The 21,992-nt window shown below is 69.5% G+C and carries 18 protein-coding genes; 4 read left to right on the top strand and 14 right to left on the bottom strand.

The genetic code is table 11. The annotated features are described in order from the left end of the window. Positions 1-317: 317 nt before the first annotated feature. The 6 genes from ACFU5O_RS30245 to ACFU5O_RS30270 all read right to left on the bottom strand — a co-directional run bounded on the left by ACFU5O_RS30245 (position 318) and on the right by ACFU5O_RS30270 (position 8,404). Complete coding sequence (locus ACFU5O_RS30245; protein ID WP_384245339.1) at positions 318-1,034, bottom strand: hypothetical protein; 717 nt, start codon at positions 1,032-1,034, stop codon at positions 318-320. An 876-nt stretch (positions 1,035-1,910) separates the two neighbouring features. Next, a complete protein-coding gene (locus ACFU5O_RS30250) occupies positions 1,911-2,534 on the bottom strand; it encodes a malonic semialdehyde reductase (RefSeq protein ID WP_384245341.1) in 624 nt (207 codons plus the stop codon). A gap of 144 nt (positions 2,535-2,678) precedes the next feature. Further along, positions 2,679-4,697, bottom strand: a complete 2,019-nt coding sequence (locus tag ACFU5O_RS30255; RefSeq protein ID WP_384245342.1) for an acetoacetate--CoA ligase — start codon at positions 4,695-4,697, stop codon at positions 2,679-2,681. Positions 4,698-4,713: 16 nt separating this feature from the next. Continuing rightward, positions 4,714-6,327 (bottom strand): bifunctional 3-(3-hydroxy-phenyl)propionate/3-hydroxycinnamic acid hydroxylase, encoded by a 1,614-nt coding sequence (locus ACFU5O_RS30260; RefSeq protein ID WP_384245343.1) that lies wholly within the window; start codon positions 6,325-6,327, stop codon positions 4,714-4,716. Continuing rightward, a complete protein-coding gene (locus ACFU5O_RS30265) occupies positions 6,324-7,262 on the bottom strand; it encodes a fumarylacetoacetate hydrolase family protein (protein WP_384245344.1) in 939 nt (312 codons plus the stop codon). The genes ACFU5O_RS30260 and ACFU5O_RS30265 overlap by 4 nt, the downstream gene beginning before the upstream one ends. After that, positions 7,259-8,404: a VOC family protein gene (locus tag ACFU5O_RS30270; protein WP_384245345.1), complete on the bottom strand. Its 1,146-nt coding sequence runs from the start codon at positions 8,402-8,404 to the stop codon at positions 7,259-7,261. The genes ACFU5O_RS30265 and ACFU5O_RS30270 overlap by 4 nt, the downstream gene beginning before the upstream one ends. 136 nt (positions 8,405-8,540) lie before the next feature. On the opposite strand from ACFU5O_RS30270, the gene ACFU5O_RS30275 reads away from it, so the two are divergent. Both ACFU5O_RS30275 and ACFU5O_RS30280 read left to right on the top strand, forming a co-directional pair. Next, on the top strand, positions 8,541-9,176 hold the full coding sequence (locus ACFU5O_RS30275; RefSeq protein ID WP_384245346.1) for a TetR/AcrR family transcriptional regulator: 636 nt from the start codon (positions 8,541-8,543) through the stop codon (positions 9,174-9,176). Between the two features lie 205 nt (positions 9,177-9,381). Then, the gene (locus ACFU5O_RS30280) at positions 9,382-11,568 is read left to right on the top strand and encodes a SpoIIE family protein phosphatase (RefSeq protein WP_384245347.1); all 2,187 of its coding nucleotides are present in this window, start codon (positions 9,382-9,384) and stop codon (positions 11,566-11,568) included. An 85-nt stretch (positions 11,569-11,653) separates the two neighbouring features. Here the strand turns inward: ACFU5O_RS30280 and ACFU5O_RS30285 are convergent, their stop codons facing one another. Beyond that, the gene (locus tag ACFU5O_RS30285) at positions 11,654-12,325 is read right to left on the bottom strand and encodes a zinc-binding dehydrogenase (protein WP_384245349.1); all 672 of its coding nucleotides are present in this window, start codon (positions 12,323-12,325) and stop codon (positions 11,654-11,656) included. Between the two features lie 569 nt (positions 12,326-12,894). Further along, the gene (locus ACFU5O_RS30290; protein WP_384245350.1) at positions 12,895-13,860 is read right to left on the bottom strand and encodes an alpha/beta fold hydrolase; all 966 of its coding nucleotides are present in this window, start codon (positions 13,858-13,860) and stop codon (positions 12,895-12,897) included. A gap of 200 nt (positions 13,861-14,060) precedes the next feature. Here ACFU5O_RS30290 and ACFU5O_RS30295 point away from each other — a divergent pair, with 200 nt between their 5' ends. Further along, positions 14,061-14,780, top strand: a complete 720-nt coding sequence (locus ACFU5O_RS30295) for an alpha/beta fold hydrolase (RefSeq protein ID WP_384245351.1) — start codon at positions 14,061-14,063, stop codon at positions 14,778-14,780. 221 nt (positions 14,781-15,001) lie between these two features. On the opposite strand, the gene ACFU5O_RS30300 is transcribed toward ACFU5O_RS30295, so the two are convergent. Genes ACFU5O_RS30300 through ACFU5O_RS30320 form a run of 5 tightly spaced genes read right to left on the bottom strand, consistent with a single transcriptional unit; the run spans position 15,002 to position 19,559 of the window. Beyond that, on the bottom strand, positions 15,002-16,798 hold the full coding sequence (locus ACFU5O_RS30300) for an acyclic terpene utilization AtuA family protein (protein ID WP_384245352.1): 1,797 nt from the start codon (positions 16,796-16,798) through the stop codon (positions 15,002-15,004). Then, complete coding sequence (locus tag ACFU5O_RS30305; RefSeq protein WP_384245354.1) at positions 16,795-17,241, bottom strand: MaoC/PaaZ C-terminal domain-containing protein; 447 nt, start codon at positions 17,239-17,241, stop codon at positions 16,795-16,797. Before ACFU5O_RS30305 ends, ACFU5O_RS30300 begins: the two co-directional genes overlap by 4 nt. Further along, positions 17,241-17,786 (bottom strand): MaoC family dehydratase N-terminal domain-containing protein, encoded by a 546-nt coding sequence (locus tag ACFU5O_RS30310; protein ID WP_384245356.1) that lies wholly within the window; start codon positions 17,784-17,786, stop codon positions 17,241-17,243. Before ACFU5O_RS30310 ends, ACFU5O_RS30305 begins: the two co-directional genes overlap by 1 nt. After that, positions 17,773-18,987 carry a CaiB/BaiF CoA transferase family protein gene (locus ACFU5O_RS30315; RefSeq protein ID WP_384245357.1) on the bottom strand — a complete coding sequence of 405 codons (1,215 nt, stop codon included), beginning with the start codon at positions 18,985-18,987 and terminating at the stop codon, positions 17,773-17,775. The genes ACFU5O_RS30310 and ACFU5O_RS30315 overlap by 14 nt, the downstream gene beginning before the upstream one ends. Positions 18,988-19,004: 17 nt before the next feature. Next, a complete protein-coding gene (locus tag ACFU5O_RS30320; protein WP_384245358.1) occupies positions 19,005-19,559 on the bottom strand; it encodes a 2,4'-dihydroxyacetophenone dioxygenase family protein in 555 nt (184 codons plus the stop codon). 204 nt (positions 19,560-19,763) lie between these two features. Between ACFU5O_RS30320 and ACFU5O_RS30325 the strand changes: the two genes are divergently transcribed. Continuing rightward, the gene (locus tag ACFU5O_RS30325; RefSeq protein WP_384245359.1) at positions 19,764-20,504 is read left to right on the top strand and encodes an IclR family transcriptional regulator; all 741 of its coding nucleotides are present in this window, start codon (positions 19,764-19,766) and stop codon (positions 20,502-20,504) included. Positions 20,505-20,884: 380 nt separating this feature from the next. Here the strand turns inward: ACFU5O_RS30325 and ACFU5O_RS30330 are convergent, their stop codons facing one another. Next, positions 20,885-21,931, bottom strand: coding sequence for a zinc-binding dehydrogenase (locus tag ACFU5O_RS30330; RefSeq protein WP_384245361.1), 1,047 nt, complete (start codon positions 21,929-21,931; stop codon positions 20,885-20,887). Positions 21,932-21,992 lie beyond the last annotated feature (61 nt).

Genomic DNA, 21,992 nt, shown 5'->3' on the forward strand with positions numbered 1-21,992 from the left:
GGGTACCCCACCAGACCAGGCGGGTGACTCCTTCAGCGTGGCACACCCCTCCCCTGCCCGGCCAGCCTGCCTCCTGTCCCGCCTGCGCAGTCGGCCAGTCGTCGCCCTCTGCCCGTCTACCAGCGCAGACGTGCGCAGACGGTCTTCCCGCCGCCGGGACCAGGCACGACGTGCACCTCGTGGGTCAGCGCGGTGATCACACCCCACCCCCAGCCGCCTCCCACACCGGCCCAGCATTCTCCTGCCGGTCGGCCTGACCGGCTCCGACGCCAGCGGGCGGGGCACCGACACATTCGCCACGGCGAAGCCCTCGATCTTCACCCGTCCTGGATATTCGTGCCGGTGTCGCCCTCGTCGTTCGAAGGGTCTCGCCGCTTGGTCTCGCCCTTGGCGGAACTGCCCTTCTCCTGCCCCTCCAACAGCTCCAGGAGCGCAGCGTCCGCCTTCTTCTGGTCTTCCTTCGTCAGTTCGAGAAGGGCGTTGTTGCAGACGGTGTACCGGTCGGGATGGACGATGTTGGTGGTCCTCAAGGTGAACGTCAAAAGCGAGTGCCACCCCTTGCGGTGGCCAACCCTCACTTGGATTCGGACCTTGTAGTCACGGGCCTCCGGAACCAACCCGGAAAACGGTGCCTCGAACTCGATGAAGAGTTGTTGCGCCTCTCTGCCGGCCACAACGAATCCGGTCGGCAACTCCAGTTCCTCGTCCGGCCCGGGTTGGAGACGAGATCGTGAAGCCGCCCACAGGAGTGGCAGATGAGAGGCGGGCTCATCGGGGAAGGTCAGCCTGAGATCCTGCACGACTATCGGCTTGGCACCGGTGTTGTGAAGGACGAGCGGAAGCCGCAGGCGAACCATGGAGCCGCGGACAATCGCTGCAAAGGAATGCGGCTCCCACGACTCCAGGCGCCCCTGTCTGGCATTGAGCCACCAGAATGAGGCAACGGTGAAGACCAATGCACTGACCGACACAACACTGGCGGCAGAAAGCGATGAGAGCGCGTTCTGATCAGCAGCGGCCATCAGCGGAAGCACAAATTCAGTGTGCCAGCCTCAGGGTGGGCACGCTAACAGGATTCGGTGACGTAGGGCCCTTGAGCGGCCCGGCCTCTCGATGAGTGGTAGCCGGGCCACCTTCATCCTTCAGCGAGAAGTGCGCCAGCAAGGCGGACTGTCACTCCTGGTGCCTCGAGTCATACGGGGCCGCCGGAAGGGCTGCCGCCGGAATCAAAGAGGCCTCGAACAGTGAAGCGGGTACTACGGGGGCCATGGCGGGCGGCACGAGAACGCCCGTCGGAGCTACATCCGTGCCGCCGCAAAGGGCGGGCTGGCCGGCAGGAGCAGGCGAAGCCAGCCCTGACGGCCGGGACAGCGGCGTGGGCCGCTCTGCTTCCTGCACGTCGGTCGTCTCTGTGCTGCCCCACCGGGCGCGAGAGAGGTTGCCGATGCGGTGGCGCCCCAAGGTTCCGTACATCGTACGGAACCTTTGTTCCAGTAGCACCATACGCCGCATGGAAAGTGGTGGATCGCCTCGGGCGTCGGCCAGGGGGATGTGGTCGGTGATGGAGACGGGCCAGGTCGAGACAGCCGCTGGAGGCCAGCCGGATCAGTTCGTAGACGTGGTCGAACGAGGATCCGTAGTGTCCGAGCACCTTCTTGTTCTTCAGGGGCGATGCCTGTTCCCGGACCGCGGGAACGCCCGCGAAGTCGAATGCATGGTCAAGCGCCTCTCCGCCGGTGGCCCGCAGCACGGCTTCGGCGAAACCGGTGTCGGTCGGGTGAGAAGTGGGCGCCGGTACTCAGGAGAGCACCGGCGCCCACGGCATGACACCTCTCACCATCTACGCCGACCGCGCTCGGGTGCTCGGACTTCGGATCCCGGTCCCGCGCAACCGGGCGGCGGCAGTGCCGTCAGGCCCAGGCGACGGCGTCCCCGACGGGTACGCGGGGCAGCCGCGGGAACCACGGGTCGGCACCGGGGTGACCGATGTTGACCACCAGATGCGAACGCCAGCTGGTACCGGCGAAGAACTCCTCGTCCACGCCGGCCCGGTCGAAGCCCGCCATGGGACCGGCCGCCAGCCCCGCTGCGCGCACCGCGAGCAGGAAGACTCCGGTCTGCAATGCCGAGTTGTAGGCCGCGAGGCTCTCGCGCTTCTCCGTCAGGTCGGCGAACGCGGCTCGCAGCATCTCGCCGCGAGCCGGGAAGACGGTCGGCATCTGCTCGTGGAAGTCGACGTCGTACGCCAGGATGGCCACGGCCGGCGCACTGAGCGTCTTGGCCCTGTTGCCCTTGTCGAGATGCCGGGCCAGTTGCTCCTTGCCCTCGCGGGTGCGCACGAAGAGCACACGCAGAGGCTGACCGTTGGCGGCACTCGGTGACCAGCGGGCGAGTTCCCAGATCATGGCGAGTTCGTCGTCGGCAACGGCCGTTGCGGCAAAGGTGTTCGCGGTGCGGGCCTCGGTGAACAGCACCTTTCGCCCGGCGTCGTCAAGGACATCGAGGGCCTGCGGTTCGCGGTCGGTCATGGTCATGGTTTCTCTCTTACTTCGGTTGTGCGGATGGTGTGGTCCCGGGGCGGGTTGACCGCCCCGGGACCACACGGCGGGACGGGGTTTACGGAGCCGGGCAGGGCACAAGGACCGTTGCTGTCACGTGGGCTTGTGGCCCCGCCGACGTCATGTGTGGTGGGTCGGCTGCTTGTTCCGCTCCGCGCCCAGGCGGGCGAAGTAGGCGATCAGCTCGGGGTTGTCGACCGCCGCGGGGTTCAGGACCTGCTCGGCGGGGGCACCCTGGAGCAGGCGCTTGACGGGAACCTCGAGCTTCTTGCCGGTCTTCGTGTGCGGGAGGGCCGGTACGGCGAGGATCTCGTCGGGGACGTGGCGGGGTGAGGCGCCGGCGCGGATCGCGTCGCGGATGCGGTCGCGCAGCGAGTCGTCCAGGCCGACCCCGTCGGCGAGGACCACGAAGAGCGGCATCCAGTAGCCGCCGTCGGGTTCCTCCGCGCCGATGACGAGGGCCTCGGTGATCTCGGGGAGGCGTTCGACGACGTCGTGGATGTCGGCACTGCCCAGGCGCACGCCGTTGCGGTTGAGAGTGGCGTCGGAGCGGCCGTGGACGATCACCGAGCCGTGCGAGGTGAGCGTGATCCAGTCGCCGTGCCGCCAGACACCGGGGTGGGCACCGAAGTAGGCGTCGCGGTAGCGGTTGCCGTCGGGGTCGTTCCAGAAGTACAGCGGCATGGACGGCATGGGGCGGGTCACGACCAGTTCGCCGACCTGGTCGAGGACGGGGGTGCCCGTCGCGTCGTAGGCGGCCAGCGCCACGCCCAGGCTGGGGGCGGACAGCTCCCCCGCCCAGACGGGGGTCGTGGAGGCGCTGCCCGCGAAGCCGGAGACGACGTCCGTGCCACCGCTGGTGGAGGCCAGCTGGACGCCGGCACCCACGTGGTCGCGGACCCAAGGGTAGGCGGAGGCGGGCAGAGCGGAGCCGGTGCAGCCGACGACGCGGATGGCCGACAGGTCGTGCACGGAGGGTTCGATGCCGAGCTTGGCCATGGTCAGCAGGTACTGGGGGCTGGTGCCGAAGACGGTGACCTTGTGACGGGCCGCCAGCTCCCACAGGACGTCGGGACGCGCCTGCGGTGCCGGACTGCCGTCGTAGGTGCAGGTGGTGGCACCGGTCAGCAGGGTGGAGACGACCAGGTTCCACATCATCCAGTGGGTGGTGGTGTACCACAGCAGGCGGTCCCCGGTGCCCAGATCGGTGTGCAGGCCGAGGGTCTTGAGGTGCTCGAGCAGGACCCCGCCGTGCCCGTGGACGATGCCCTTGGGCAGTCCGGTGGTGCCGGAGGAGAAGACGACCCACAGAGGGTGGTCGAACGGCACCGGGGCGATGGTGAGGTACTCGACGCGGGTGGCCGCTTCCTCCCAGGGAACCGTCAGCCCCGAGTCCCCGCCCTCGGGCCAGGCAAGGCCCACGTGGTCCACGCGCACCATGGCGTTCAGCGTCGGCAGGGCGGCGGCGAGTTCGAGCGAGGCGGCGCGGCGGTCGTGTGTGGTGCCGTTGAAGAGGTAGCCGTCCGCGGTGATCAGCACCGTGGGTTCGAGCTGGGCGAAGCGGTCGGCGGCGGCCTGGGGTGCGTAGTCCTGGCCGCACACCGACCACACCGCGCCCAGGCTGGCGGTGGCGAGGAAGGCGATGACGGCGTGGGGGGTGTTGGGCAGGTAACCCACCACCCGGTCGCCCTGTCCGACACCCAGGTCGCGCAAGGTGGCTGCGACGGAGGCGACCCGGGCGCGCAGTTCCCGGCCCGTGATCTCGTAGCTGGCTCCGGTCTCGTCCAGCGCAGTGATGGCGGGAGCGTCCGGCTGCAGGTTGCGCAGCGCGTGGTGGGCGTAGTTGAGGGTGGCCCCGGGGAACCAGCGGGCGCCGGGCATGGTCTCCTCGGCCAGCACCCGCTCGTACTCGGTCGTCGCGTCGATGGCGAAGTATTCCCACACCGCCTCCCAGAACCCTTCCAGGTCGGTGACGGACCAGCGGTGCAGGGCCTGGTAGTCGGTGGGGTCGGGAACGCCGTCGGCGCTCTTGTGCCGAGCGGCCCATCCGGCGAAGTCCGCCATGCGGCTGCGGGCGGCCACGTGCGGGTCGGGAGTGAAGAACGGTTCCGGGTTCGGCGCGAGGTGCGGGCTCGTCATGGTGTGGTGTTCCTCGTCAGGGGGCGGGCCGGGCGTCGGCGGTACGGCGGGCCGTGTGCAGCAGGGGAGCCCAGGCGGCGGCGTCCGTGAAGTCGCCGGTGCCGGCCGGGACGGTGTCCATCACGACGCGGTCGGGGCGCAGCAGGACGGCGTCCGACCGGCCGCGTGCCAGCCAGGCGGCCAGGGTGCCGTCGTCGCCCAGGTCGTCGACGTGGATCGTCGGGGCGCCCAGTGCCGTGGCCACGGCCGTCATCTGCGCCGTGGGCGGCACAGCGGTCAGGACGGCGAGGGAGTCCCCGAGGACGTCATCGAGGCGCACTCGCCTGCCGTCGTGCCGTACCCAGGGCTGCGGGCAGAAGGTGCCGGCCAGCACTCGGCCGGTCAGCCTGGGGCGGCGCCGTACGAGTGGACCGGCGGTCAGGGCGGGGCTGAGGTCACGGCTCACCGCCGCGGTCACGCCGGGGATGCGACAGACCGTGCCCACGACGGCCCGGCGGAGCGCCGCACCGCGGTCCTGTCCGCCGGTCATGGCCCAGCCGACGGCGACCGCGACGCGGATCACATGGCGGGCGTGCGGCTTGCGCTCCCATTCGTAGGTGTCCAGCAGCCCCTCGTGTGCGCCCTGTTGGAGCACGCGGGCGAGTTTCCAGGTGAGGTTGCGGGCGTCCCGCAGGCCCGCGCACAGACCCTGCCCGACGAAAGGCGGGGTGAGGTGGGCGGCGTCGCCCAGCAGGAAGACGCGCCCCCGACGCCACCGGTCGGCGATGCGGGCACGGAAGGTGTACTGCGCCTGCCGGATCACCTCGAAGTCGTCGCTCGACGAGGCATCGGACGGCAGGTTTACCCAGGGGGCGACCAGCTCGCGCAGGCGCTGCTGCCCGTCCGGGCCGTCCAGGTTCTCGTCCTCGGGCAGCCGGAACTCCCAGCGGTAGCGGTCCTCGCCGACGCGCATGAAGGTGGCCGGCCGGGTGGGGCAGCAGATCTGCTCGGCGCCTTCCCAGCTGCGCACCTGGCGGGTGGTGCGCACGTCGATGACTTTCCAGCTCTCCTGGAAGTGCAGGTCCTCCCACACGGCGCCGATGGAGTCACGGGTGAGGCTGCCCGCGCCGTCGCAGCCGAGGACGGCATCGGCCCACAGGTGCTCCTCCTCGTCGCTGCCGTCGCTGCGGAAGGTGACCCGGACCGGACCTGTGGGGTCGTTCGGTCCGTCGGTGTCCTGGGTGACGGACACGACCTCCACCCCGCTCCGCAGCTCGCACTCCGGGCGGCGCGCCAGGGCGTCGCGCAGCAGGCGTTCCAGCTCGGGCTGGTCGAACATGCTGGTCTGCGGGAAGCCGTGGTGTCCGTGCAGGGACCGCGGGAACTCGGTGATCACGCGGCGCCGGGCGTCGAGCAGCCGCAGCCCGAGCGCCGGGCGTGCGAGGGCGGCGAACTCCTCGTGGACACCGACACTCTGCAGGATCCGGCGGACCTCGTCGTCCACGACGACGGCACGTGGCAGGTGGTAAATGCCCCGGTGGCGTTCGAGGAGCAAGCTGCGCACTCCCTGCCGGGCGAGCAGAAGGGCGGCAGTGACGCCGACAGGTCCGGCGCCGATGATCACCACCGGCATCCGGGACGCGGCCTTCATGGTGCGTCCGTAACAGGGGTCCGCTGCTCGCCGAGGTCGATCCGCCCGTCGGGGGTGGCGATCGTGGCGGTGATGCGGTCACCGTCGCGCAGGTAAAGGGGGTTCTTGGCCTGGCCCTTGAAGAACGCCTTCCACCTCACCGCGGGCGGCAGCAACGCACTGATCTTCGCGATCGGCTTGGGCGGGGCCTTCAGGGCGGTGCCGCCGGGAGTGCCGGTCAGCAGCAGGTCGCCCGGGTCGAGGGTCTGGAAGCGGGCGAGCAGGGTGAGCGCCTGTGCGGGCCGTACGATCATGTCGGCGAGCGTGCGGTCCTGGCGCGGTACGCCGTTGACCGACAGCCGCAGCCGCAGGTTGAGCAGGTGGGCGAAGTCCTCGGGCTCCAGCAGGGCCAGGTACGGCCCCGTCGGCGTGAAGGTCGGATAGGACTTGCTCTCGTAGAACTGGGTCTTGGTCAGCTGGACGTCGCGGGCGCTGACGTCGTTGGTCAGGACAAGCGCGGCGACGTAGCGCGGCAGGTCCTGCTCCTCGACGACGGTGCCCACGGGCAGAGGTGCGCCCATGACGAGGCCGAGTTCCACCTCGTAGTCCAGGAACTTCACGTGCGCGGGGCGGACGATCTTCTCGTGCGGTCCGCTGACGGAGCCGGACGCCTTGCGGAAGAAGGCGGGCGGAATGTCGCCGGTGAAGCCCGAATCCTTGGCGTGGCTGCGGTAGTTGACCATCTGGGCGACCACCCGGCAGGGGGTGGTGACCGGAGGCAGCGCCACCAGGTCGGCGACGGGCGTGCCGCTCTCGGCGGAGGCAGCGGCATCGCGGACCGCCTCCCGGTCGGCGAGCAGCTCGGCGGTGGTGACCGCCTTGGTCTCGACGCGTACGGCGCGCTCGCCCCGGACGACCCACCAGCCGTCTGTGGTGCGCAGAACGTTGGTACTCATGAGCTCATCGCTTTCATCAGGCCCAGCAGGCGTGCGGGGTCGAGTTCGTTGTCGCCACGCAGGGCCGTGATGACCTCGCGCAGCTTGGCGGGGGACGGATTGGCGCCCAGGAAGTCGCGGGTGACCGGCGGGCCCCACTGGGCCAGGCCGCTCGCCGACATCGGCGCCCAGCCGGGCTCCAGGTCGCAGGAGAACAGGTCGCCGTCGGCGAAGTGCTCCAGCATGAAGTGGTCGGGGTCGCGCCAGTAGTCGAACAGCTGGCTGCCCTGGATGTGCCGGCCGATGCCCCAGCTGCGCTGGTAACCGCGCTCTGTCAGGTACTCCCCGCCGGCGCCGATCGCGTCGAGGTCGGTGACCTGGTAGGCGGAGTGGACGTAGCCGGTTCCGGGCCCCAGGTGCAGGGCCAGCGTGTGGTGATCGACGGCCACGCTCCCCTGGTCGCACCGGATGAACGCCATCGTCGGCCCGCGCCCGCGCTGCCCGTCCAGGAACAGGAAGTCGGACACGATCATCCCGAGGGTGTCCAGGTACCAGTCGAGGGTGCGGGCGAACACCCGTGTCTCCAGCACCACATGGCCCAGCCGCTGGATACGGGACGGCTCACGGGGCGGACGCTGGGTGGCGTTCGTACGACGGTGATCGGTACCGAAGTTGAGGATCAGCGGCTGCTGCTCGGGCAGCGCGGGCAGCTGCTCGGTGCCCTGTACGACCCGGACCGGCAGGCCCGAGGGGTCGAGCAGGGCGACCGACTGCCCACCGCCCGGTACGCCAATGTCCCGGACGGTACTGCCGGTGGCGCGGGCCAGCCGGTCCAGGTCGGCCCGTTCGGCCGCGCGGAACGCCGGCCCGATGAACCGGGACGCATGCCCCCGCCGGATGACCATGCAGGGAGAGCCCGCGAAGGTGCCGCGCAGCCACAGCTCATCCTCGGTGCGGGCGGCGATCGCGAACCCGAAGTCACGCGCGAAGACCTCGGCTCGGTCCAGGTCCGGCTTCTCGAACTCCAGCCAGGCCAGATCCGCCACCTTGATCACGGGGTTCCGGGAACGTCCGGGGTGCTCTCCGCGCAGGGCGCCCTGCTCACTGTGGAGGTCTTGGTGGGGCGTCTGGGGAGCGGCCCTGTTAACGGGGGTGTGGGACATGGTGTCCTCCAAGCAACACTGCTGTAATGAGGAAATCATCAACTTTGCGGAAACCATCGTCAATAGGGTCGGGGAAAATAGTTGATGATCTCATCACTAATGGCAGACTCATCGCGACGGTTGTTACACTCGCCGTATGCCGACGTCAGCCCTGCCAAAGAATCGCTTCGAGCGGCGCCGCGCCGAGACCCGTCAGGCGCTCGTCCGTGCGGCCCGGCAGATCCTCGCGGAGACCGGGGACACCAGCGCCAGCATCCAGGCCATCGCCGAACTCGCGGACGTCGGTTTCGGCTCCTTCTACAACCACTTCGAGTCCAAGACGGAGCTGTTCGACGCCGCGGTGACAGACGCCCTGGAGGAGTTCGGGCAGGTCATAGACCAGTGCGTACAAGGAATCGACGACCCGGCCGAGCTCGTCGCGGCCGGCTTCCGGCTCACCGCCCGGATGGCCGACTCCCACCCTGAGCTCATGCGGATCCTGCGTGACCGCGGTCTGGCCCAGATCCACACCGACCGGGGCCTCGCCCCTCGAGCCCTGCGCGACCTGGAGATCGGCATCGCCTCGGGCCGCTTCACCTGCACCCACCCGACCACCGCCCTGTCCGCCCTCGGCGGGACCCTGCTGTCCCTCGTGGCGCTGCGGCTGGCCCGCCCCGACCTCGACGGCGACGAGGCCGCCTCGGACCTGGCCGAGATGGTCCTGCGCATGCTCGGCGTCCCACCGGACGAGGCCCGCGAGGTGACCCGGCGGGCGCTGCCCCAGCTCAGTTGACCCGGAACACCTGGGGCTGCGCCAGGCCCGTGGACACCGGCCGTGGGCGCCGGCCCATCCGCCGGTGTCCACGCGGACCCTGATCCTCGACCACGACCACGACCACGACCACTACCAGCCTGTGAGACCGGGCTCCTCCCGGACAACGCGTAACCCGATGGTCAGCAGGCTTCCTGGTCCACCACGACGGCGTAACGTCGTCAGTGTGGACTTCACCGCGGACAGTCTTCTGTCCCGTGCCGCGCATGAACTCAGCCCGCGAGCGGACGAGCTGATCCACGACATAGAGCAATGCCTGCGGCGCGAGGTCCCCGAGCTGTGGGACGAACCGGACATCGCACGGATGACGGGGGTGAACGTCGCCGAGCACGTGGCCGCCATACTTTTCGGCATCGAGCACGACATCGAGCCAAGGCGGATCGATCCGCCAGCCGCCGACGCAGAGCGCGCGCGTCGGCTGGCTCAGCGCGGAAAGCCGGTCACAGCGATGCTGCGCGCCTTCCGGCTCGCGCAAGGCCGTCTCCTCGACCGGCTGCTCGAAGTGCTGCCCCGGCTCACCAGCGATGCCGAGCCGATCAACGCGGCGACACGCAAGCTGATCGCATTGATGACCGAGTACACGGACCGCACAGCGGAAACGGGCGTCCTGGCCTTCCAGGAGGAGCGGGATCGCCAGGTGCAGTGGCGGCTGTCGGTGGTCAACGAGGCGAGCGTACGCGTCGGAACGACCTTGGACATCGCCCGCACCGCCCAGGAGTTGGCGGACCTGGCCATCGAGCACTTCGCCGACGCCGTCACCGTCGACCTCCTCGACACGTCTTCCGGAGACGAGCCTCCTGCGAAGGGCACACTCGTGATCCGCCGGGTCGCCCAGCGGTCGGTGATGGACGGTTACCCCGAGACGACCCGCCTGGAAGCGATCTACGGGAAATCGTCCGTGCCGCCGCAGCAGCTCCACAGGTATCCGGACGGATCACCACCGGCTCGCGCCCTGGTCACCGGCCGGTCCTCACGGCACCACCTCGGCCCGACCGCATCAATGCTGCTGGTACCGCTGTGCGCCCGTGGCACCACGCTGGGTGTCGCTCAGTTCTTCCGTCACCACAAGCCCGACGCGTACGGGGACGAGGACCTGCTCCTCGCCCAGGAGATCGCAGCCAGGGCGGCGGTGGCCATCGACAACGCCCGCCGATACACGCACGCGCGCACCACCGCCCTCACCCTCCAGCGCAGTCTGCTCCCGCACAGCACACCCGCGCAGTCCGCCGTGGAGGTCGCCTGCCGCTACCTGCCTGCCGCCGCCCAGCTCGGCGTGGGCGGCGACTGGTACGACGTCATCCCGCTGTCCGGTGCCCGGGTCGCACTCGTGGTGGGCGACGTGGTCGGCCACGGCATCCACGCCGCCGCCACCATGGGCCGGCTGCGGACCGCTGTGCGCACCCTCGCCGACATCGACCTGCCACCCGACGAACTCCTCACCCACCTGGACGACGTCGTCATCCGCCTGGCCGCCGAAGTCTCTTCCGAAATGTCTGCCCAAGCGGACACCGAAGCCGCGGGGGACATCGGGGCCACCTGCCTGTACGCCGTGTACGACCCTGTCGCCGGCTGCTGCACCCTCGCCCGCGCGGGCCACGTGCTGCCAGTCGTGATAACCCGGGACGGAACCGCCGACATCCTCGAGCTGCCCGCCGGCCCGCCACTCGGCCTGGGTGGCCTGCCGTTCGAGGCGGTGGAGATCGACCTGCCCGAGGGCAGCCTTATCGCCCTCTACACCGACGGCCTGATCGAGGCCCTCGACCACGACATCGAGACCGGCGTCACCCGACTGTGCAACGCTCTCGCGCAGTCCTCCGCCTCTCTGGAGGCGACCTGCGACACCGTCCTCGAAGCGCTGCTGCCCGCAGACCGACCGCACGACGACGTGGCACTCCTCCTGGCCCGCACCCACGCCCTCGGGGACCGTCAGGTGGCCACTTGGGACGTGGATGCCGACCCGGCCGCGGTCGCCCGGGCCAGAGCGAGCGTCTCCGAGCAGCTGACCAGCTGGGGACTTGAGGAACTCGCGTTCACCACCGAACTGGTCGTCAGCGAACTGGTCACCAACGCCATCCGCTACGGCCGGCCTCCCATCCAGCTGCGTCTCATCCACGATCGCACCCTCATGTGCGAGGTCGCGGATGCCGGCAGCACGACTCCGCACCTGCGCCGGGCCCGTGTCTTCGACGAGGGCGGGCGAGGTCTGTTCCTCGTCGCCCAACTCGCCGAGCATTGGGGAACGCGCCATGCCCGAAGTGGCAAGACGGTCTGGGCAGAATGCGCCCTGGGTGCGCCGGAGCTCTACTGGGACGCGGCAGCGCTGGACGTGGAGGGTATTCCTGGGGTCGTATGAGCACCGTCCCGCCCGGCCTGCCGAGGCGATCGCGAGGTTCCTCGGGGGGCTTCGACCGGCTGTCCGGTCGCCTTGATGACGGTACTCACGGGTGGGGGGTGATGACGGCGCGTCCTTGGATCCTGCCGTCGTGCAGGAGCTGGTATGCCTCGTTGGCGCGTTCCAAGGGGAAGTGCTCGACCAGCATCTTGATCTTTTGCTGCTGGGCGAGGGTGATCACCTCCATCAGTTCGGGAAGGGAGCCCCAGTAGGGGGAGGCGACCGAGCACTCGTGCCGCGGGCTCGAGAAGTTGACGGGCAGGGCTCCGCCGCCGAGACCGACGATGGTCAGGTGGCCCAGCACCCTGGCCACCTGAGCAGCCATGCGCAGAGTCGGGTCTATGCCGACCATGTCCAGCACGAGTTGAGCGCCCTGCTGTCCCGTCATGTCCTTGATGCGCGTGACCGCCTCCTCGCCCGAGAGCAGCACCTCGTCCGAGCCCATGCGCTTGGCGCTTTCCAGCTTGCCGGCATCGGTGTCCACGGCGACGACGGTGGTCGCCGCGCTGAGCGCTCGGACCATCTGGATGGCCATCTGGCCCAGACCGCCCACTCCGATCACGACCGCGGTCGAGCCCGGCCCCAGCAGATGCAGCGATCGCTTGACGGCGTGATAACTAGTCAGTCCCGCGTCGCTGAGCGGGGCGGCCTGGCGGGGGTCGAAGGTGCCCAGCGGAATCAGGAATCGCGCCACCGGGACCAGCAGGTACTCAGCCATTCCATCGCCCAGAGCATGCCCGGGCCGGGCTGCCGGGAGTACCGGTCGAGCAGCTCAGCTGCGAACTGCCCGAACTCCTTCACGGCCCGTTGACCCCCGGCCAGTCGGCTCTGCGATCTCCTCGGAGGCAGCCTCCTTCTTCCTGTCGATGCTGTCCGCTTGGACGCCCATCCGGCGGGCGCGTCAACGAGGGCGAGGCCGGAACTCGGTCCTCCGCTCGCTCGGGTCGTGGCCGGTCAGGACGACGTCGGGGACCGCCGTCGGGACGCCGGGTTGCGGGAACTCGGCCGGGATCGGCTTCATATCGGGGGGATGGTCCCAGCCCGGCGGCGGAGGCGGGAACGGACCCGATTGCTCGATCAGCTTTGCGTAGTACTCCAGCCACTTGCCGTGATCGAGGCGACGGCGGCGACGATGCGGCCCCGGCGACCGTAGGCGGCGGCGAAGTGGCGGGCTGTACCGCAGGCCGCGATCAAGGCTGTGGCGGCGCCCGCACCACTGTGGGCGCCCGCCGCTTCCGTGGACAGCTGCCAAAAGGCGTGCTGGATTCGACCGCAGCCGACTGATCGTCAGGTGTTCAGGGCGCCGAGGAATTCCAGGAGCGCCGCATTCACCTCGCCGGGGCGTTCCTCGGCGATCCAGTGGCCGCAGCCGGGCAGGATGTGCGCCGCTCCGACGGTCGGGTGGAGCGTGGGCAGGGCGGGGAGGAGTTGCTCCATCCCCGGGAACCCGTAGACCAGGTCCCGATCGCCGGTGATGTAGCGGCCGGGCATCCGGTACTGCGCGCCGCCCCATGGGGCGGTCAGCTGCCAATTGCGGTCGAAGTTGCGATACCAGTTGAGGGCGCTGGTGAACCCGGCTTCGGTGAACTCCGTCGCGAGTGAGTCGATGTCGGCCTCTGTGATCCAGGCGGGAAGTTCCTGGGGGGCCTCGAAGAGGTCCAGGAATCCCTTGCCCGGTGGTACGAGCGGCTCGACCGGCGGGTCGCTGTGCGGGTTGTCGCCGCAGAGGCCGTACATCACACGACGGAAGGTGGCGTGCGGGTCCTTCGCGAGCTCGGCGTCCGCGACGCCGGAGGTCTGGAAGTAGTTCCAGTAGAACTGGCCGCCGAACAGCTCGCGCATCGCCTGCAGCGGAGGAACCGGACCGCGCTGCGGCGGCGGGACGCTGAGGCCCACGACCCCCCGGACGACGTCGGGCCGCATCAGCGCCGTGGACCAGGCGACCATGCCGCCCAGGTCGTGGCCGATGACCACGGCCTGCTGTGCGCCGAGTTCGCGGATCAGGCCGATGACGTCGCCGACGAGGTGCAGGATGGTGTATTCCTCAACCGCGGCGGGCCGGTCGCTGCGGGCGTAACCGCGCTGGTCAACGGCGACGACGTGGTATCCGGCCCCGGCCAGGGGCGTGAACTGGTGGCGCCAGTTGTACCAGCATTCGGGAAAGCCGTGGAGCAGGAGAACCAGGGGTCCTTCACCCTCCTCCGCGATGTGGAGCCGACGCTCTCCAACCGTGACGGTGCGGTGCTCGACCATGGTCACACCCTTCCAGGTGGGTTGGTCCGTAACCCACGCTACTCGCGCTCACGCCGACACCCGAGTGATCACCCGCCGTGGTCGCGGGGCCGTTGCTCCGGCTCCAGGGTCCAGGGTTTAGATTCGCGTTTCGAGACCAAAGGCGCAAAAATGATAAAAGCCTCATGTATGAGGTTCTTGTCCTACGGAGGAGCTCGTCCATGCCTGCAGTTCTGATCCACGGCGTCCCCGACACCCACCGTGTGTGGGACGGCGTGCGCCAGCACCTGAACCGAAGTGACGTCGAGGCCTGGGACCTGCCCGGCTTCGGCGCACCGCGACCGCAAGGCTTCGGCTCCACCAAAGAGGAGTACGTCGATTGGCTCATCGATCGGCTGGAGCAAGTCGGCGAGCCGGTGGATCTGGTCGGCCATGACTGGGGCTGCATTCTCACCGCGCGCGTCGCTTCGATACGGCCGGACCTGGTTCGTACGTGGGCCGGCAGCAGCGCTCCGGTCAGTGCTCAGTACGACTGGCATCCGCTGGCCAAGATCTGGCAGGACCCGGTCGAGGGGGACCGGTTCATGAACGAGCTTGACCCAGCGTCCTTCGCCGAGGACCTGAGCAAACTCGATGTCCCGGCTGACGTGGCCGAGGAAATGGTCCGTCGCGTGGACGGGTCGATGGGGGACAGCATCCTCAAGCTGTACCGCTCCGCCGTGACGGTGGGCGCGGAGTGGGAACCGGGACTGGCGAACGTGTCCACGCCGTGCCTGGTCCTCTGGGGGACGCTCGACCCGGCCTGTCCGATCGCGTTCGCCGACGAACTCGGCCAAGCTGTGCGAGCGTCCCGGGTCGTCAAGCTCGACTGCAGCCACTGGACGTTGATCCAGAAGCCGGCCGAGGTCGCCGCAGCCCTTGAGGCGCACTGGAATGCCTGAGGAGCTGTTGTCTTTCCGGCGTGATGAGCGCCTTGTCTCCGATGGGACATGGGCTCGGTGATTCCGTGGGAGTGATGACTTGTCGTGTCGTCGATCCCGGGGGAGGTCGCGGATGTCGTCGGCCGTTGGACCGCCGGCTATCCAGGCCCCCACACTCGCACATCCGCAGGCCGCGCCACCTGCCCGTCCAACTGTGAGGCCTGTCGTGAGTCATGACGTCGTCAGGATCGCACCAGAGATCGCGGCACCTTGACGCTCCGTGAGCGCAGCCATTCCCCGAGTGCTTTGGCTTGCGAGTCCAGCCGCAGGGTCGAGGTGGCGCCGGTCCCGAGCAGTCCTCGGACGAGGAAGTTGACCGCGCCCAGGTTGGGGAGTTCGTGGCGCGAGATCTCCAGTGCGCGTGTTTCGGGAAGAAGGCGTCGCAGTTCGTCGACGGTGAGGGTGGCCCTGAGCCAGTCCCATGCCGCACGGTCGCGTACCCAGACACCGAGATTCGCGTCGCCGCCCTTGTCGCCGGAGCGGGCGTGCACGATTTCACCGAGTGGGGCGACGACGAGTTCGTCTGCCCGCGGCGCAGGCACCGATGGCGCGAGCGCCGGCTCGGCCTGCGGCATTACCTCGCCACCGGCGCTGTCCGGGTTGCCGGGGGCCATGATCTCGGTCGTGCCGTCGTAGTGGTGGACCGTGTGCTGGAGCATCCGCTGGTCGAGCAGTGCGGGCCAGTAGACACCGAATGCAGACCCCGGTTGCGGAGGGCCGAGGGAGTACAGCCCGGGGTAGCTGGACAGGGCCAGCTCGACCACTCGCGACGAGAAGGCGCGCCCGGCGGCCTGCTGCGTCCCCTGCACGGTGATCCTGAGCAACTCGGTTCCCGCATTCTGGGTGTCGGGATCGGGCTGGGCCTGCCCGATGCGTTCGACGGCGACCGCGTCGAGCCCGCGGGCGGCCTCGGCGTAGCGGTGGACGAATCGCTCCACGAGGGCGGCCTTCGCGTCGAGGTCCGTGCCGGTGAGCGCGAGGATCGCGCTGTTCGTCCAGCCTCCCACCCCTGTGATCGCGACCTTGGTCGTCCTGGACGGCGCCGTGCCTCGTACGCCGCTGATCCGGACGCGGTCCTCGCCGAGGTCTGTCAGCGTGGCGGTGTCCAGGTGGGCGGTCACGTCGGGGTTGAGATACGCGGGTTCACCGATCTCGTAGAGCAGTTGGGCGGTGACCGTGTCCTGGGTGACCACGCCGCCGGTGCTCCGGTTCTTGGTGATCACCGAGGAGCCGTCGACGGCGATCTCGGCGATCGGGAACCCCGGCTCCACGAGGTCGGGGACGGAACGGAACCCGGAGAAGTTGCCGCCGGTCGCCTGAGGCCCGCACTCGATGACGTGTCCGGCGGCGACCGCGCCGGCGAGAGCGTCGTGGTCGTCAGTCGTCCAACCCCACCACCAGGCGGCGGGACCGACGACCAGGGAGGCGTCGGTGACGCGGCCCGTCACGACGATGTCGGCGCCCTCGTGGAGCGCGCGCGCGATGCCGAAGCCGCCGAGGTAGGCGTTGGCCGTCAGCGGCTGGTGCGGCCAGTCCGACAGCGGCTGACCAATCGTCAGGTGCGGTAGGCAGTGGCCCGCTTGCCGCAGATCGTCGAGGCCGGCGAAGACGTCGTCGCCTTCGATGTGGGAGACCCGCAGGTTGTGACCGTGGCGTGCGATCAGTTCGCGCGTCGCGGCGGCCAGCCCGGCGGGGTTGAGTCCTCCGGCGTTGACGACGAGCCTGATCCGGTTGGCGACGAGATGCTCGAGCGCCGCGTCGAGGTGCTGCAGGAAGGTGGTCGCAAAGCCCTTCGTGCTGTCCTTGGCGAGCGCCTTGCCGAGGATCAGCATCGTGACCTCGGCGAGGTAGTCACCGGTGAGGACGTCGATACCGCCCGCTCGGGCCATGTCGGCCATGGCCGAGGCGCGGTCGCCGTAGAAGCCGGAGCAGTTCCCGACGCGGAGGGGGCGCCGGCCCCGTTCTGATGCTGACGTCATGCCAACTCTTCCGGTGTAGAGGAGCGAAGACCGCCGGCGTTGTCTCCCTCGGCCCTGCTGACCCGTATCGTCCCTTCGAACCCCACCTCGCCGGAGGGGTGTGCTTCGGCCAGTTCGAGAGTCATGCTGTCGCCCTCGATGTGGGTCACCCGGGCGGTGTAGGCCAGGTTGGCGGGCGCACAGACGGGCTTGCGCAGGCGGTAGGCGACCTTCGTCGCGCGCCACTTGGGGCCGAGAGCCTCGGTGACACAGCGCAGGGAAAGCGCCGCTCGCAGGTGGGAGTGCACCACGAGACCGCCGTGGCCCTCCTCGCGTGCGTAGGGCTCGTCGAAGTGGATGCGGTGGGGGTTCCAGGTGACCGCGCTGTAGCGGAACAGCTGAAAGGTCGTGACCGTGTGCTTGAGCCGTGGGAGCGTGTCCCCGACCTGGTAGTTGATGGACACTACGACTCCTGCAAGGGGTTGCGCAGTACGACGGTGCGCCGGTTGCGGTTGAGGACGGCACCCTGGGCGGACGTGAACGTGTGGAGGGTGGTGACGAACACGCAGGTGCCGGCGCGGGTCTGCTTGGGAGTGATCGCCTCGAGGATGGTTTCGATCACCACCTCCGTCCCCGCGGTCACGGGAGTGACCAGCTCCATCTCCTCGCCGGCGCCCATGACACGCAGCCCGAGGTCGCTGTCACCGAGGGGTGTGTCACCGCTGAGGGGGGTTCCGTCGGGCTGAAGCTGGGCCTCGGGGGTGCCGATGCCCCACTCCACGATCGCGGCGAGCATGTTCGGTGGCGCCACGACATCCGCGTACCCGGCCGAACGTGCGACTGCGGCGTCGTAGTGGACCGGGTCCGCGGCGCCGATGGTCAGTGCGTAGCGGCCGATGCTCACCGCGTCCAGCGTGCCGAGGCTCCGGCGCGAGAGGACGACTCCGGTCCGCGGCTGGGTCTGGTCGTAGTACTCCGCCAGCGGAGTACCGGGTTCAGGTGTGAACATGCCTGGGATCCTCATCATTGATCTGGGTGCCGGCTTCGCCGGCCGCATCCGCGTGGCCGGCAAGCTCCGCGAGAACCTCCCGCGTCGACTCGCCCAGCGGCGGGGCGGCCCGCAGCGGGCCCACCGGCGAGTCGCTGAGCCTCAGGGCGCATCCCGCAACCGGCACCCGGCCCCTGGCCGGGTGCTCGACGTACTGGATCATGCCGCGCTGGATCAGGTGCTCGTCCGTGTCGACCTCGCGGATCGACCTGACCGGCGCGCAGGGCACACCGGCGGCCTGCAGGTCCCGCACCAGCTCGGCACGCGTCCGGGTCCTGGTGCGGGAAGAGACCTGCTCGTCGACCGCGTCGATGTGGGCGACCCGGTCTTTCTGCGTGCGGAACCTGGGGTCGTCGATCAGCTCGGGCCGGCCCAGTGCGGTTGCCACGCCGCGCCAGTGCCGCTCGGCGATGCAGATGATCGCCAGCCATCCGTCGCTCGCCTCGTAGATGTTGTACGGCGCGATCGCCATGCCCGAATGCCGGTTCCCGGTGCGCTCGGGAAGCTCTCGGCCGGGGTTGTTGTGCAGGCCGCCCAGGCTGGATGCCAGCATCGGGTAGATGGTGTCGTGCATCGAGACCTCGACGATCTGCCCCCGTCCCGTGCGCTCGCGCTGGAACAGGGCCGCGCTGATCGCCCCGAACAGGTGGATGCCGCCGGAGAAGTCCACGAACGCGGCGCCGGCCTTGGTGGGCGGCCCGTCGGGCTCCCCGGTGGCCGAGGCGCTGCCGGACATCGCCTGCACGGTGATGTCCATGGCCGACATGTGGGCGTAGGGGCCGGTGGACCCGTAGCCCTTGCCGGAGGCCACGACCAGGCGCGGGTTGTGCTCGAGGAGCCGCGCCGGGCTGAGCTGGAGGCGCTCCATAGTGCCCGGCGCGTAGTTCTCGATGAGCACGTCGGCGGTCTCGACCAGGTCGAGCAGCGCCTGGCGACCGGCGTCGGTCTTCAGATCGAGCACCACACTCCGCTTGTGGGAGTTGAGCATCACGAACTCGTGGGACTCGATCGGCTCGTGCGAGCGAAAGCGCAGTGGCTCACCACCGGGTGGCTCGACCTTGATGACGTCGGCGCCCAGTTGTGCGAGCAGGAGCCCGCAGTAGGGGCCGTTGTAGATCTGGCCCAGTTCCAGGACCCGGATGCCGTCGAACGCCGGTCGCATGGCTGCTCCCTTGCCGATCAGGACTTGATCACGCCGGCGGCGCCGCCGTGGATGTAGCCGACCGGTCCGGTGCCCTGCGCCGCCGCCGCGGTCTCGGTCAGGTGCTGGAGGGTCACCGCGTCCATGATCGAGTGGAAGGTGCCGTCCTCGTTGAAGCTGACCTGCGCACCCTCGATCCAGGCCAGGGCAACGGTGTCCTCGGTGTTGTCCTCGGGGGTGTAGAAGGTGTGCACCGAGCCGCCGGGCTCGTACAGGTAAGAGCCCGCCGTCTGCGGCTGGTCGGGGTACTCGTGGTACAGCCAGCGGCCCTGGATCGTCCACACCTGAGCCGAACCGGTGTGGTAATGGACCGGCAGCTCGCAACCGGGTGCCAAGGTGGAAAGGAAAACCCAATCTCCGCGCTCGGGGTCCAGGCGCAGCGTCTGGATGTGAATGCCGGGGGCGACAAGATCCTTGAAGAGCGGGATCTGGTCGATGTTGACGGTCAGAAGCTCACCCTGCGGCAGAGCGACGAGCGGCAGCGGGGCGCCGCTGCGGGTGGTGGCCACGCCGGGAGAGACAGATGCGGTCATGTTTTCGGGCCTTTCGTTGCGAGTGCTGGCCTTCCGGGACATGCGACATGCGAGGTGGTGCGTAGCGGTGCATGAAAGAGGCGTACGTATTTACGGACGGTCAACCGGATTTCCGGATGCCGGGGACGTTACGGTGACCCCCGCGTCCCTGACAAGACACGTGCACGGACTTTTGGCGGGCAGTGCGGTGCTAGCATCAGCCGCATGCCCGTCCGCCCGCATCGCACGGTCGACCGAGTGATCGGGATCCTCGAAGCCGTGGCCCTGAGTCCGCGGGGAGTGACGCTGGCTGAGCTAGCAGCCGCCCTGGACGCGGCGAAGAGCTCCGTTCAGGAGCTGACCAACGGACTTCTCGCCCGCGGCTACCTCATCGAGGACGACCGCCGGTTCCACCTCGGACCAGGGCCCTTCATCCTCGCCGCTCGCGCGAACAAGCTGGCCGCGCTGTCACTCGATCATGAGTTCCTGGCCGAGTTGAGTGAGGTCCTCCGCTGCACCGTCCTCGTCGGGGTGCGAGTCGGCGACGCCCTCGTCTACGCCGACCATGCCGGTCAGGAGTCGCCCGGCCTGACGTTCGTCGCGCGCACCCACGCCCGTCGCCCCCTCTTCACGACCGCTGCCGGCAAGACTCTGCTCGCCGGCGTCCCCGACGAGGAGATGTACCGGCTCCTGGAGCTGGCCGGCGCGGAACAGGCAGAAGAGGTCCGGCAGTTCCTCGCCGAGCTCCCCGAGATCCGCTCCCGCCGACTCGCCTTCAACCGCGGAGTCACGTTCAAGGACGCCTTTGCCGTGGCCACGCCCCTGCTGGCATCCGACGGCAGTCCGGTAGCGGCGATCAGCGCAGCCGTCGACCCCGCAGAAGCGGATCGTCTCGACGACCTCGGCGAGGAGCTCAAGAAGGCAGTCGCCGTTCTCGGCCCCCGGTACGGGCTCAACCACGCCTGATCCCCCGCGCCGACGAGCGGCCCGACTGTCGCCCTCCGGTGACGTCCAGCCGTCGCGCCCGCCTCATGGGACCTTCACCAGCAGGAAGGCGGTGTCGTCGGCACGCTCTCCTGCCGTCCGGGCGCGGGCGAGAAGTGTGTCGGCGATGTCGTCCAGCGGGCCGGTGGCTTTGAAGAGCACTGTCGCGAAGGGGCCACCGCTCCGGGTACGCCGCCCGCCGCACCCTCATCGGCGCGGCCAACACCCTTGTCGACTCGGCGCTCACCACGCCCCGTGCGAACTGACCGTCCACACAAGACCGTGGGCGCCGGTGCTCCCTCAGGCACCGGCGCCCACTCACCCCTGCCCGGGGTGGTCTTGATGAACTTTCTGTTCAGTAATCAGGGGACGAGGATGAGGCGGATCGGGTCGCCGATCTTGTTCTCCAGCCGGTTGACCGCGTCGGCGGCCTCGGCAAGCGGGATGTGGTCGGTGATGGAGGGGGCCAGGTCGAGACGGCCGACCTCGGCCAGCCGGACCAGGTCGGTGACGGACTCGGGGGTGCCGCCGTAGTGGCCGCGCACCTGCTTGCCCAGGTAGTTGAAGGTCAGGCCCTCGCTGATGGTGATCGGCCTGGGGCTGATACCGACCAGGATGAGGACTCCGTTCAGGCCGAGCACCGCGGCGGCCTGCTCACGGACCGCCGGCACGCCGGCGCAGTCGAAGGCGAAGTCCAGGCCCCGTCCGCCGGTGGCCGCGCGGACCTGGTCGGCGAAGTCGGGGGCGGCCGGGTCCAGGGCGAAATCCGCACCGAAGGCCAGGGCACGCTCCCGGGCGCCGGGCAGCGGGTCGACGGCGATGATCGGCGCGGCGCCGGCCAGGCGGGCGACGCGGACGTTGTGGGCGCCGACACCGCCCACGCCCCAGATGCCGACGGACTGTGCGGGGCGCACCCCCGCGGTGGCGACGACGGCGGCGTAGGGGGTGGAGACCGCGTCGGGGATGATCGCGGCCTGATCGAAGGGGAGGTTGTCGGGGATGAGGATGAGGGTGTCCTCGCGGGCGAGGGTGTACCGGGCCCAGCCGCCGTCGTAGTCGATGCCGGCGGTGAGCATCTGGGTGCAGGGGCGACGGCGCACGCAGCCGGCGCACTGGCCGCAGGTTTTGCCGGCCTCCAGGGTGACGCGGGTGCCGACGGTCAGGCCGCGCTTGAGGTCGGGGCCGAGGGTGTGGATCACGCCCGAGACCTCGTGGCCGACGGTGACGACGTCGGAGGTGGCGAACAGCGGGACGAGGGAGCCGTCGATGAGGTGGACGTCCGACAGACAGACGCCCGCGGCCTTGACCTCGATGAGAACCTCGCCCGGACCGGGCACGGGGACGGGGACCTCCTCCACGGCGAACTTCTTGCTGTCCAGGTGGAAGCGTCCGGCGAGCATGGTGTCCATGGTGCTCTGCTTTCTGTGAGCGGCACTCCCGGCGGTTCGGGCCTATGGGTGCCGTGTGGTG

It is taken from the genome of Streptomyces sp. NPDC057445 (assembly GCF_042802855.1).
Taxonomy (GTDB): Bacteria; Actinomycetota; Actinomycetes; order Streptomycetales; family Streptomycetaceae; genus Streptomyces.